Origin of the sequence: Paenibacillus sp. 7523-1 (assembly GCF_002276415.1) — a bacterium.
Lineage (GTDB): Bacteria > Bacillota > Bacilli > Paenibacillales > Paenibacillaceae > Paenibacillus > Paenibacillus illinoisensis_A.
In genome coordinates this window covers 84,295-96,779 of the sequence record NZ_NPBR01000019.1, presented here as the reverse complement: position 1 = coordinate 96,779, position 12,485 = coordinate 84,295, and the positions used below count along the sequence as shown (strand labels likewise).

The window sequence follows — 12,485 nt, the reverse complement described above, 5'->3', positions numbered from 1 at the left end:
TCCTCCTATCTCAACATGTCGGACAGAAAAGCGAGTGCCAGGCCCTGACCCCAGCCCTGAATCCAATCTTTGGGGATCTTGCGGTACCCTTCCCGATCCTTCATGACAGCCGTCCCGCCAGATACGCCCAGTACACGCCCATCTTCAGTGATATTTTTCAGTACACCGTCCAATGCCTTCTGCACATACTTGGTATGCAGCGGATTGCCGTTATTGATCATGGCCGCCGCTATACCGCAAGACGCTGATACTTCTTCATAGGACTCCTCATCGTCCAGCACAGTTCTCCACAAGCCATTGTCCGTCTGAACCAGCTTCAATGCTGCCAGTTGGTCCCGAAGCGAGCACTCAACGTCCATGCATTGCGGATACAAATACCAGTCCTTCAATTGAGGTTTCACCTGTGACATTGTGTAGGCACCCCAGGCATTCGCTCTTCCCCAGTAGAATCCGGACATATGGTCCTTATTGACGTTGTTATATCCGTGATACCAGAAGCCCGTGCTTGGGTCCTGAAGGTATTTGATATGCCAGTAATACTGATTCAGGGCATCCTGAATCATGGCTTCATCCTTCAGCTTGCTGCCTACGCGCAGTAGGAAAAATGCAGCCATAAACAAGGTATCCGCCCATGCTTGTTCCGGAAAGTCATTGGCAACGGATACGGTATGCTGCAGCACGTTGTCTCCGAAGCGGAGCGCATGATTCTGGAGATAATCCACTTTGCTCAGCGCGATATCCCAATATTTCTGGTCCCCTGTCTCTTCATACAACGTAATCAGCATATGGCCCATGGCACAGGTGTTTACCGTCCAGCTCGGCAGGCCCAGCTCAATATATTCATCCGCCCACTGAACCAGCCTGTCCAGAATCTCCTTGTTGGCTGTCGTCTGGTAGGCTCTGGTTACACCGTAATAGGCTACACCGCAAGGCCAGTCCCATGTCAGATCCATGGATAATGTTTTTTGGGTGACGTTATCGATGACCTTTAAAATCTCTTCCCTGTCATATTTCACTTGAAGCATCGGTATTCCCCTCTCCTGGACACATGCCCCCAAGTGCACCCTGAGAGGTGTCCGTTCGTATTGTAAACGCTTTACTTATTCCATTCTACGCAGTAAAATGGTGTCAATCTAAGCATATTCGTAACAAAACTGCGCAATTTCAACCATTTATGAATGGGGGTATCGCATATGGTCAAAACCAGGAAGCCTGTTATTGAATATCGTCATTACAGCCTGCCCATCCATTTTCCCGTCCTGCTATTAAGCGGTGAACGCTGGAAAATATCCGATATCAAGAGCGAGCATCTTCATTTCCATAACCATCTGGAGATTGGCATCTGCTACTCCGATAGCGGCATTATGGAGATCAAGGGAGAATCCGTCCCCTTTCAGGCCGGCGATGTGACCTTCATTCCGCGATATCTTCCTCATACAACGTACAGCACGCCTGGCACAGCCAGTTTGTGGGCTTATATTTTCTTTTCGCCGGAGGACCTGTTTCAGCATTCATTAAAAGGTACATACCGTGACTTCGAGCCGAATCTGTGGGCAGTACAGGGAATGAACTGTGTGCTAAGCAAGGAGCAGCATCCCAAGGTGTACACGCTTGCCACATCGATCGTAGAGGAGTTAAGACAGCAGAATCCCTATTATCAGGAAAGTGCCTACGGCTTGATGCTGTCCCTGTATATCGAGCTCCTTCGAATTCATTCCCGGAATCGCCCCCTGTCTGAGCAGGGTACAGATCATGGCTTGAAAGGGGATCTCGTTATCTCCCCCGTGCTCGAGCACATCACCAAGAACTACATGACCCCCATGACCATCGACTTTTTGGCCGATCTGTGCCACTTGAGCACAACGCATTTCCGCAGGAAATTTTATGAGATTATGAGAACGACCCCTCTCGAATTCATCAACAGCACACGAATCGAAGAGGCCTGCAAGCAGTTAAAAAGCACCGACCATTCCATTCTGTCAATCTCCGAGCAAGTCGGTTTCCATTCCATTTCCAGCTTCAATCGCTGCTTCTCCAAACTGATGGGGCAGTCCCCCAAAGCGTGGCGCAAAGGTGCACAAACCGAAGTGCAGTCTGCCAAAGCATCCATACTGGAGTTTACGGGCTGGGTCTAGGTCTAGGCTTGAAAGGCTAGAAAATAAGCTTCCTTCCTCCTCCCTATGGAGGTCACTCCATTAGCGCAACAAAAAACGCAACCATGAATGGTTGCGTTATGTTAATGCCAATGCCTTACACAATTTCACCTGTGCTCGCACCGGTTAATGCCTTTTCAGGCGTTTTTACGGCAGGTACAGACAGCCCCAGATTCCCTCGAAGGGTAGTGCTCTCATATTCGGTACGGAATAATCCCCTCCGCTGCAATTCAGGAACCACCAGTTCGATAATATCGTTGAAGCCCTCCGGGAAATGAGGCGGCATAATATTAAAGCCATCTGCACCATCGTTCAGGAACCACTCTTCCAATTGATCCGCAATTTGTTCCGGAGTCCCGACAATCTCCCGATGACCACGTGCTCCTGCGATTCGTTCATAGATAGCACGGATCGATTGTAGATTCTCCCGTTTCGCAATTTCGCGAATGATGTTATAGCGAATTCGCGGATTGGTCTCATCTTCGATGGAGCTTGCCTCCGGAAGTGGTTCATCGACATCATACCCGGACAGATCAATATTCGTAAAAGCAGACAGATATGCTAATCCCACTTCAGGCAGGATATAGCTATTTAACTGCTGCTGCTTCAGCAGGGCTTCTGCTTCTGTTTTGGCCACCGTAATGAACACGCCAGGCATGATCTTCAGATCATCCGGCTTGCGTCCGTATTTAGCCAGTCGGCCTTTGACATCCCGATAAAAGACCTGTGCCTCTTCAAGCGTTTGCCAAGCTGTAAAAATGACTTCAGCCGTCTTCGCTGCCAGCTCTTTGCCAGATTCCGAAGACCCGGCCTGAACAATCACAGGATGCCCTTGCGGTGTTGTTGGGGAATCAAGAGCACCCTGCACCTTAAACCATGCCCCCTCATGGTTAACCGGATGTACCTTCTCTACATCCAGATATCGGCCATTTTCCTTGTCGATGATAAGCGCCTCATCCTCGATGGACAACCATAGCTGCTTGACAACGTCCACGAATTCCTCAGCACGTTCATAACGGAGTGCATGCTGCAGATGCTTTTCTTTACCGAACAGAAGAGCTTCTCCCTCGTTGGCGGATGTGACGACATTCCAGGCAGCCCGTCCCTTGGACAGATGATCAATCGCTGCGAATTTGCGCGCGACATGGTATGGATCGTTATAGGTCGTGGTCAGCGTGGCCGTTAACCCTATATTTTTCGTTACAGCCGCGAGGGCCGAAATGATGATAACCGGGTCCAGCTTCAATGAGGAGTGTGCATTACCGGAAAGCCGCTGACCCAGGACATCCGCAAAAAATATCATATCGAACTTACCTCGCTCAGCAGTCTGTGCGATCTCCGTTAAATAATCCAGATCGAATGCACGGCCTGCACCTGAAGAAGGATGACGCCAGCTTGCTACATGATGTCCCGGCAGATTAATGAAAGCTCCCAGTTTCATTTGTTTTCTAGTCATACGAACCACTCCCTTATCTGATTTTGTTTAAACATTATTGAGCAAATGGATTATATTCGTTGGTATATAAATCTTCCGGTTTCACCTGACCTTCTTTTAGCTCACCATTCGCTACAAGCCAGTCGATCCAAGTTCCGTATTCCGATGGAGTAATGACGCCTCCCTTTTCCGATATGCCTGTACTCTTCCAGTATTTAAGGTTTTCCGTCGTTTCCTTGCGTTCCCGCTGATTAACAATATCCTCGAACCGCGAGATGACTTCCTCCCTAGGTGTGGTCTGAGCCCAGTCAATGGCTTTGGCAACCCCGTCTACAAATTGCTTCACCGTATTCGGATTCTCCCGGATGTAATCCTCACTGAAGAAATAGTCGCCTGCCGTAAACTCTTTACCAAACACATCGATATCCCTGAAAATTTCGGTAATTCCTCCTGTTGCCAGAGCCCTGTCCCGACCGATTCCGCTTAACATCACCACGTCGATCTGTTGATTCCGCAGCACCTGTTCCGCACTTGAACTTGGGACGGTCACCAATGTGACCTGTTCGATTTCTTTTTCCGTCAGGTTGCCTTGTCGTAAATAGTCTTTGAGGACAAATTCCAAATGGGCTCCGAGAATATTGACACCTACCTTTTTCCCGATAAAATCTTTGGCCGATTGGATTGGCGTCCCCTCAAGGGTGTAGGCGCCGATGTACGTATGTTCATCACTGCCGTATGAACCGACGACCGATTTTATTTTTACGTTTTGGGAATAGGATTTGATAATGGCTCCGTTAAAAGCTGATCCAAAGTCGATTTGTTTCGTCGCCGTTAATTGGATGCTTTCTGGTCCCCCAACGCTGTCACCTATGGATTCCAGTTTCAAGTCCCCCAAGTAGCCCAAATCTGCAGCCAGCTCCGGAAAAGAAACACTTCCAGGTGAAGACTGATATTGCAGAACTTGATCTTCTTCTCCGCTCTTCGCGGAGGTCTTGGGATCTGAGCAGCCTGATAGGACACCACTGACCAAGCCTGCAAGTACAAGAATGCCTAATGTTCGTTTCATCTCGCTTCTCCTCCTCCAAACGATGTCTTGTTCATTACTTATAACTCATTAATTCAATTGATTTAGTGAGGATTAATGATAAAAAAATATTGAAGGAATACCAGAACAGAACTATTCATTCACTTGCTGTTTCCATTTGGAAAACCTACGTTCAAGCATGCTGAGGCCTTGATTAATTAACAACCCCAGTAAGGCGATGGTTAATATTCCGGCATACATCTGAGGAATCTGGAAGTTATATTGGGAATACGTAATCAGATAACCCAAGCCTTCTTTGGCCCCTACCATTTCGGCAGCTATAAGTACCAGGATCGCCCCTGTCCCTGCCATACGAATACCGGTAAAAATCGTGGGAACCGATGCCGGCAGTATAACCTTGAGGAATAATCTGAAGGACTTAATATTCATCGATCTTGCTGCCTTGATCAGCAAGGGATCAACGCTGCCGACAGCAGCAATCGTATTCAGAAGAATGGGCCATGTGCAGGCAAAGAGCACAATCGCAATCTTGGAGGTTTCACCGATACCCAGCAGCAGCATGAATACCGGAAGCAGCGCTAATGCAGCCGTATTTCGAAACAATTCCAGCATGGGATTCAACAGCTGTCTGGCTAATGGATACCAGCCAATCAGTAATCCTAACGGGATTGCAATAAGTAAGGCTAAGGCGAATCCACTGAATGAACGAATGATGCTTGCCAGAAAGTGAGTGAAAAGCTCACCTGAGATGATCAAACTCCATAATGCCCGGATGACCTCGGAAAAGGCAGGGAAAAATGCTGCATCTACCAAGCCTGTCCTTGGTGCGACCTCCCACAGTAAGACCAAGGCAATTAACACAATCGACTGTTTGAACAACTTCAGCACACCAGAAAAGGCAGCAGGACTTCGTTTACCAAGCCGTAGGGTTGAATGAGCAGTCTTTACAGATTCGATGGGAATACACTCCTTTGATCAATTAGATATAAGCACCGCGGTATTCAGGTTCATGCAGCAGACTCCATACTTCATGGCGAGCTTTCACGAAGTCGGGATGGGAGCGAATATCCGCATCTTCCAATCGTGATTGAAGCGGAATATCCACAATTTGTCTCACCATACCGGGTCCTGGCGTCAATACCACTACTCGTTCTCCAAGATAAACCGCCTCATCGATACCATGCGTAATAAAAATGATGGTCTTCTGGGTCTTCTGCCAAATACGCAAAAGTTCACTTTGCAGGGATTCACGCGTCTGGGCATCCAATGCAGCAAAGGGCTCATCCATCAATAAGACATCCGGATTAAAGGCAAGGCTTCTGGCAATCGCTATACGCTGCTTCATTCCCCCGGATAGCTCATGCGGATAACGGTCTCCGAAGTGAGTAAGCCCCACCAGCGACAGAAAATGCTCCACCTGCTCCTTACGCTCCTGCTTCGGAATACCCTTGGCTTCCAATCCAAATTCAATATTGCCACGTGCCGTCTTCCACGGAAACAAAGCGTATTGCTGAAAGACTATACCCCGGTCAAGCCCTGGGCCAGTAATGGGTTGGCCATCAATTAAAATGCGGCCCTGTGTCGGTGACGATAGTCCACTGATCATATCAAGCAAGGTTGATTTTCCGCAGCCACTCGGACCCACGATGGTGATAAACTCGCCTTTTCTTACCGAAAAGTCCAGATCTTTTACAGCTGTAAAGGCCTGAGTCGCTTCCTTTTGCTTGGGATCGCGGACCGTGAACGTTTTGGTGACACTTTCAAATCTGATTTTTTCAGCAGCAGCCATTGACTTCACCTCTCTAATTTATTTTGGGGTATCTAAGCAAAAAAGGCTCAGCTGACAACGACTAGCGCTGCCCTCTGAGCCTCTGGATAAACCAGTCAGCTTCCATTCAATGATTAAAATGTGAACATTCACAATTTACATTAATCTGATGTGTTTACTATATTTTAGACCTGTTGGATTGTCAACAACTACTTGAAAATAATGTATATTCGTCATGTGAAATCCAGATGAAAATACGTGCATTGTTTTCCTTTAACACCTTACATATTTGCGTTTGAAACCAATCCGATTTTTATCTACGGCATTTTGAATATTATCGGAAGCATTCAGGAATTTGCTCTTGGGCTTGTCCTTCTGAACCTCAACGGGACCGATCGCCTTCGCCGTTTCGACAGCCTTATCATGCAGCGGAACGTAGGATACGGCCACGGTATATACGAAGTTGCTCATCGAATATTGGGTGCGCTCGGGAGATTGATGGATCTTGGCCTGCACGTTCTCCAGCATCCCGCTCACCTTATCCTCGGAGAACTCAGCGTCCGGACGATTGCCCAGCAGCCAGCAATAACAGCTCCAGCCTGCCGACATCTTCAGTTCTTCGCCGCTAGCAATCCACCGATCTGCGACTTGCTGTGCAATATCTGTCTCGGATAGTGTAACGGCAACGATGAAATCGGAGATCATGTAAAAATATGCGTCCTCAATCCAACGGTCGAAATCCGCTTCCGTCATTGCTTTTGGATCAGCAATAACGCCCGCAAAATACATCGCATCGTAATTCCCGGTTGCGTACAGCTGCTCGGCCAACGCCTGATCCTTTTTGATTTTGCGAGCGATCGGCTTCATCGCTCCTGTAGCCACGCCGAAGAGCGGCTCATGTGCACCATTCGACATATATATCTTTTTCGTGCGCTCCTTGCCAAGTGCCTCAAGCTCCTGCATCACTTCTTCCAAATTCATTACGCAGCGCTCCTTCATATTGATCTTAAAAATAAACAAAGCAGTCACATTCCGTTTCTGAGCATGCAACTGCTTGTAAATCAGAACTTGTATTCTCTTCTTTTCACCATTTTATTCTACACTTTTTAACGATTCAATCATATTGATCTTGGTAACTTTTAATCGTAGCAGCAAGTTGCACAGAATGGTCAGCACAAACGCTAGAAGAACCGCAATCAACATGACGATAAGATTTAACTGACCTGGAATCTGTTGGTGGGTACTCGACAATGCCTGTACGACTAAGGTATAAAAATGAACTCCCATAGGCAGAGCTACAACGACCGCAAAGGCAGTTAGTATAACGTTCTCAACAAAGATGAGTCTGTTTATTTTGTTTTTGGGATAGCCCAATACCTTAAGCGTCGCAAGTTCACGTTTACGTTCGTATATATTTATGGACGATATCGTGTATACAGCTCCAAAAGAGAGCACAACAGCACTAATGACAAACATGATGAACATAAAGCGGTTTTGTTTCAAAATATACTGGGCCGATTCCTTCAGATTCGTCTTGTCTGTAATGGAATCCACACGCTTATCCTGTTCAAAAAAGCTGCGAATGTCGGAAAGATCGGCATCGTTATTCGCTTCAATTAAAAGCGAGGTCGGACTATAGTCAATGTTAAAGCTTTTCAAATAGGCTGGCGTGATATAAAAGGAAGGATTGTTGAACTGAGAGGAAATTTGTATAACCTTCATATCAACGGATTGATTGTGAAGCCCTGGTTTGGTGAACTTGATTTGAATGGTATCTCCCTCTGCAATGTTGTAATGTTCGGCATAAGATTGGGGCACAAGCACGCCATTGTGCTGCAACGATAGTTCATTCCCGTTCTCATCATGGAAACGAATGAGATGGTTTTCTTTTTCTGTTACAATCAACGTTGCGTTTTCTTTATCCTTCCCTTTTATGAATTCAACGGGAAAGGCAGACAACAAAAAACGTTGTTTGATGCCGGAAGGCAGCTGTAATGCTCCCAACGATGAATCTGTCTTATAATCCACTTTAAAGTCATAGGTGTATACCTCTTCGACTTGATCGGCTATTTTTTGCAAGGCAGATTGCGTCCCCAATGCAGTAATCAACAATACGGTGCTTGCAATGATGCCTATGGAGCTTGCCAGCGCTTTTCTTTTATTTAAAAACAGGTTTCTCAAAATGAGCTTATGGTTGTAGGAAGTCCGGTTCCAGATCCCCGGAAATCGTTCGATAAACAGCTTCTTCATCTTTTGAGGTGGTTTGGGACGCATTGCGTCGGCTGCACGTTCCTTCAGTACGCTTCTCCCGCTAAAGTAAACGGACAGGAGTCCAAAAAAACAGGAAAAAATAATAGGTGGTATGACCGAAAATAATGAAAGCGAAAAAGAGATGCCAGGCAATGAATATGACGTTGAACTGGACGCAGTCACCAAAGGAATAAATACGTAAGCTGCAATGATACATCCCATGATCGACCCAACAATACTTATTAGCACAGGGTATCCCATGTAATGAAGCATGATGTTTCTGTCCTTGATCCCCAGAGCTTTCATAATCCCAATTTGATGTCGATGCGAATCAATCGTCCTGGACATCGTAAGAAACAGGATGGTGGCAGAGATCAAAAAGAGCACCAAGGGAATCACCCTGCTCATCATGCTGTTGTTATAAATGGTTTGATGAATTTGAGTGTAACCAAATGACCGCTCTTTGCTTCGTTGATCTAAATAAGAAAGACCCTTGGATTGCCTTTCGATGACTAGGCCCAGCTGATCCACATCATAGCCTTCGGTGGCATCAATGAGTAGTTCATTATAGACCACGCTGCCTGTCCTCGATACTTCGGTGATCGCCTCTTCGGCAACATAAGCAAATCCGTAGGTTTTATGGTCTTGTGTCGCATTCTTTTTCACATATTCAACATTTTCGACCAAACCGCTGATCTTAAACGCAAGCTCTCTTTCATTCGCAATCATACGGATCGTATCACCGACCTGATAATGATGCTCTTGGGCGTAATGGGAATCCATGATGATCTCATTTTTATTGGACGGCATGTGTCCCTCGATAATCGTAGATGTATTGATGTGGTTGTCTGCGGGAATGGAATGGATTTTCAGTGAGGTTGTGCCACCTTGAACATGTTGCGTTGCATCCGTCGTGTACCGTGCTTCGATTCTATTAATGCCTTCCACTTCACTTAAACGAGCAGCATCTGCACTGGAAATATGATCGTAATAAACATTCAAGTCACTTAAATTGTGCTCTGTATAATAAGTTTGTACATAAGCACGCTGCTCCTTGCTATAACTATTCAGTCCTGCATAGAAAAAAGCCCCTACTGCGATTACCAATGCCAAGGCTGTAAATTGAACAAAAGATTGTTTAACGTCCCTGAGCAGCTTCACTGCTAATTTCGTCATCACCATCACCATTCAATGCTTTCAACGTTTTGTTTATTATCATTTATCATTACACTATCGACTTTCCCACTTTTGACTCTGATTATTTTGTCGGCCATAGGAGCAATCGCCGTATTATGAGTGACCAGAACAACGCATTTTTTCATTTGCCTGTTCACATCTTGAAGAAGCTTGAGGACGGATTTGCCTGTAACATAATCCAATGCGCCAGTTGGCTCGTCGCAGAGCAGGAGTAGAGGATTTTTCGCAACAGCTCTGGCGATCGCAACTCGTTGTTGTTCACCTCCAGAGAGCTGGGAAGGAAAGTTTTTCATGCGATGCTTCAATCCGACTTGATGTAAAATATCTGCGGCATTCAGCTGATTCTTACCTACTTCTGTGGCAAACTCAACATTTTCCAATGCGTTCAAGTTCGGGATCAGGTTATAAAACTGAAATACAAAGCCAACTTTTTCTCCACGATAGGTCGTCAACTTTTTTTCATCCCATGTGGCAATGTCCTGATCCCCAACGGTCACTTGTCCGGAAGTCGCCGTATCCATACCGCCAAGTATATTCAGAATCGTACTTTTACCGGCACCGCTTGCACCCAAAATAACGACGAACTCTCCTTCCGATATGGAAAATTCCGCGTCGTCCAAAGCTCTGATCGGAACTTCCCCAATCTGATATTCTTTCGTTACCTTCCTGAACTCAATGAACGTTTTCACGCTTACATCTCCTCGCAAAGAATTTTCTATTGGCCTTGATGCGCTATTCTCCATGTTACACCTTACCGTACAGGAAACACCCGACAAGCGATGTATTCCAGCATCAGCCTCAAGAAGGATTTCGCTCCGCTACTTGCTAAGTAAAATCCCATTCATGCCTGAGGAAACACGAGGTTCAAGCAAAATAACCCTTCCGAAAATACGAAAGGGCTCTTACTTATATGTTCTCTACTTCTGTGCTTACAATTCCTGATTCAGAGAACGTTTCCTCGAAACCAATAAACCAATGGACCGCCATCCTATTATGGGATAGCGGTCTGTTCCATTTTCTAACTATCTTCCAAAACATCGTTGAAGAGCTGTCCGCCTCCATCAACATCAATGATTTTAAGACGACTTGTGTTTTTGATAAAAATGGTCTTATATTTCTCCTCACCACCTTGGTTCGTGAGTATGAGAATCCGTTCATTTTCATTATCGGTTACCGTTCGAAAGGTATAATCCTGGGAATCAACTTCTCGAATAATCGTGTCATATTCGGGAAGCGAAGACCACTCGCTCTGGCTTGTACTTTCTTCGGTTGGTTCGTTATTTGGCTGCGCCGTTTCGGCCTGTGCGGATGGTTCGTTGCTGCCCGAGGGGTTTCCGGCATCCGTCTGGTTCGATTGGCAAGCCGTCAACATCGTTGCGGCCGCAATCAGGATCATAAGCAGTCTGTTCATCGTTAGTCATCTCCTGCCTGCGTTAGTACTTTTTTTATTGGATAAGGGTCTCTGACGCCAGCATAAAGCCTTCAATCGCGACATCTTCATCCACTTCAATCATGATGCAGCGTTTCCCTTGGAAATTCACCTGCTTGACGTATCTCAAATCCTGCGGGCTAACCGAAATTGTAGCGACCTTGGTTTCGATCTTGATGGACTTGGAAGTGAACTTCGGCATAACGCTGGTTGCTTTCATCTCATAGTTTTTATTGTCCACGATCGTTTCGAATGCTCGTTCCACCTTCTCGGTGGTCACATCCTCCACGCCGCTCGCGTTCAGTACACGCTCCAGATCTTTGTAATCCAGCTTCGGAGGCTCTTCCTCCTTCGTCTCTTCGTTGATTTCAATCACCCGGTTAATCTCTTCGTACACCTGAGCAATGGTAGCTGAATCGAGCTCTTCCCCAGCCACTTCCTTGACGATATCTTCGAAGATCGCTCGCTCTTCCAGTGCCGTCACGGATCTTTCTCCATTCAATACCTGTTCGACAAAATGCGGATCCGGGAAATTCGATTTTCCTGTACAGTACAAAATCCGATTCACATCGGAATAATTGTCTGTCACGCTAGGGTACAGGAATCCTTGCTCCGGCGTGCTTAACTTGATAATCGGATCGACAATGATATTGTACTTGAACTCCCGCTCCACATAATCGAACAAGAGAGTTTTCCGCTGTTTCTCCGTGGAGTTCACACTGCATAAGATAAACGGATGGGCAAACACCTCGTTCTTCTCACTCTCTTCCGCATCATCGTTTCTCGCCTTGGTCGGCAAATAATACTGTCCCCGAACAAATGTGACCACCATGTCCCGCTCATACTTGGCATCCGCCAGCATTCGGTCCACGAGCAGCAGCATCATGTCCTGCCATTCTTCCGGATCACCCGTTACGAGTGCTTGATGAAGCAGTACCTGCGCAGGCTCTTCTGCTTCTTCCTGAAACTTCAATTCGAACAATTTTTGATCCAGTTCGCCGGTCAGCAGTTTTTTGAAATTCCCCATGTATAACTCCTGCTTCTCCCGGTCCACCAGTTCAAAGGGATGGCGCTCCCAGTGGTAGACTTCATTCGTTTCCTTCGTAATATAGACATTGAGGATATCGTAAATATTCAGTAGATCGTGATCCATCTTGAATTGCTTGCGGATGTTGGCAACTTCTTTTTTGTTCATAGCGGACTCGGCA

The 12,485-nt window shown here is 46.3% G+C and carries 11 protein-coding genes; 1 reads left to right on the top strand and 10 read right to left on the bottom strand.

Annotated elements, in window-relative coordinates; all coding sequences use genetic code 11:
• Positions 1–5 precede the first annotated feature (5 nt).
• Positions 6–1,025: a glycoside hydrolase family 88/105 protein gene (locus CHH60_RS20950; RefSeq protein WP_095360973.1), complete on the bottom strand. Its 1,020-nt coding sequence runs from the start codon at positions 1,023–1,025 to the stop codon at positions 6–8.
• 168 nt (positions 1,026–1,193) lie between these two features.
• Between CHH60_RS20950 and CHH60_RS20945 the strand changes: the two genes are divergently transcribed.
• The gene (locus tag CHH60_RS20945) at positions 1,194–2,135 is read left to right on the top strand and encodes an AraC family transcriptional regulator (RefSeq protein ID WP_095360972.1); all 942 of its coding nucleotides are present in this window, start codon (positions 1,194–1,196) and stop codon (positions 2,133–2,135) included.
• Between the two features lie 115 nt (positions 2,136–2,250).
• On the opposite strand, the gene CHH60_RS20940 is transcribed toward CHH60_RS20945, so the two are convergent.
• The 9 genes from CHH60_RS20940 to CHH60_RS20900 form a co-directional block, all read right to left on the bottom strand.
• The gene (locus tag CHH60_RS20940) at positions 2,251–3,609 is read right to left on the bottom strand and encodes an LLM class flavin-dependent oxidoreductase (protein WP_095360971.1); all 1,359 of its coding nucleotides are present in this window, start codon (positions 3,607–3,609) and stop codon (positions 2,251–2,253) included.
• Positions 3,610–3,643: 34 nt separating this feature from the next.
• The gene (locus tag CHH60_RS20935) at positions 3,644–4,654 is read right to left on the bottom strand and encodes an ABC transporter substrate-binding protein (RefSeq protein WP_095360970.1); all 1,011 of its coding nucleotides are present in this window, start codon (positions 4,652–4,654) and stop codon (positions 3,644–3,646) included.
• A 111-nt stretch (positions 4,655–4,765) separates the two neighbouring features.
• On the bottom strand, positions 4,766–5,521 hold the full coding sequence (locus tag CHH60_RS20930) for an ABC transporter permease (RefSeq protein WP_255248028.1): 756 nt from the start codon (positions 5,519–5,521) through the stop codon (positions 4,766–4,768).
• Between the two features lie 91 nt (positions 5,522–5,612).
• On the bottom strand, positions 5,613–6,422 hold the full coding sequence (locus tag CHH60_RS20925; RefSeq protein ID WP_095360968.1) for an ABC transporter ATP-binding protein: 810 nt from the start codon (positions 6,420–6,422) through the stop codon (positions 5,613–5,615).
• Between the two features lie 252 nt (positions 6,423–6,674).
• Positions 6,675–7,382, bottom strand: a complete 708-nt coding sequence (locus CHH60_RS20920) for a DNA alkylation repair protein (protein WP_095360967.1) — start codon at positions 7,380–7,382, stop codon at positions 6,675–6,677.
• A 111-nt stretch (positions 7,383–7,493) separates the two neighbouring features.
• Positions 7,494–9,833, bottom strand: a complete 2,340-nt coding sequence (locus tag CHH60_RS20915) for an ABC transporter permease (RefSeq protein ID WP_095361020.1) — start codon at positions 9,831–9,833, stop codon at positions 7,494–7,496.
• Entirely contained in the window at positions 9,833–10,537 is a 705-nt protein-coding gene (locus tag CHH60_RS20910; RefSeq protein ID WP_095360966.1) for an ABC transporter ATP-binding protein, read from the bottom strand. The genes CHH60_RS20915 and CHH60_RS20910 overlap by 1 nt, the downstream gene beginning before the upstream one ends.
• Positions 10,538–10,866: 329 nt before the next feature.
• Positions 10,867–11,259 (bottom strand): hypothetical protein, encoded by a 393-nt coding sequence (locus CHH60_RS20905; protein WP_095360965.1) that lies wholly within the window; start codon positions 11,257–11,259, stop codon positions 10,867–10,869.
• Positions 11,260–11,293: 34 nt separating this feature from the next.
• Positions 11,294–12,472, bottom strand: a complete 1,179-nt coding sequence (locus tag CHH60_RS20900; RefSeq protein ID WP_095360964.1) for a DUF4317 domain-containing protein — start codon at positions 12,470–12,472, stop codon at positions 11,294–11,296.
• Between the last annotated feature and the right edge of the window lie 13 nt (positions 12,473–12,485).

Bases quoted from the DNA above. Each gene is read 5' to 3' on its own strand.
- CHH60_RS20945 (WP_095360972.1), top strand. From the start codon at position 1,194: ATGGTCAAAACCAGGAAGCCTGTTATTGAATATCGTCATTACAGCCTG.
- CHH60_RS20905 (WP_095360965.1), bottom strand. From the start codon at position 11,259: ATGAACAGACTGCTTATGATCCTGATTGCGGCCGCAACGATGTTGACG.
- CHH60_RS20940 (WP_095360971.1), bottom strand. From the start codon at position 3,609: ATGACTAGAAAACAAATGAAACTGGGAGCTTTCATTAATCTGCCGGGA.
- CHH60_RS20925 (WP_095360968.1), bottom strand. From the start codon at position 6,422: ATGGCTGCTGCTGAAAAAATCAGATTTGAAAGTGTCACCAAAACGTTC.
- CHH60_RS20900 (WP_095360964.1), bottom strand. From the start codon at position 12,472: ATGAACAAAAAAGAAGTTGCCAACATCCGCAAGCAATTCAAGATGGAT.
- CHH60_RS20935 (WP_095360970.1), bottom strand. From the start codon at position 4,654: ATGAAACGAACATTAGGCATTCTTGTACTTGCAGGCTTGGTCAGTGGT.
- CHH60_RS20950 (WP_095360973.1), bottom strand. From the start codon at position 1,025: ATGCTTCAAGTGAAATATGACAGGGAAGAGATTTTAAAGGTCATCGAT.
- CHH60_RS20915 (WP_095361020.1), bottom strand. From the start codon at position 9,833: ATGGTGATGACGAAATTAGCAGTGAAGCTGCTCAGGGACGTTAAACAA.
- CHH60_RS20920 (WP_095360967.1), bottom strand. From the start codon at position 7,382: ATGAATTTGGAAGAAGTGATGCAGGAGCTTGAGGCACTTGGCAAGGAG.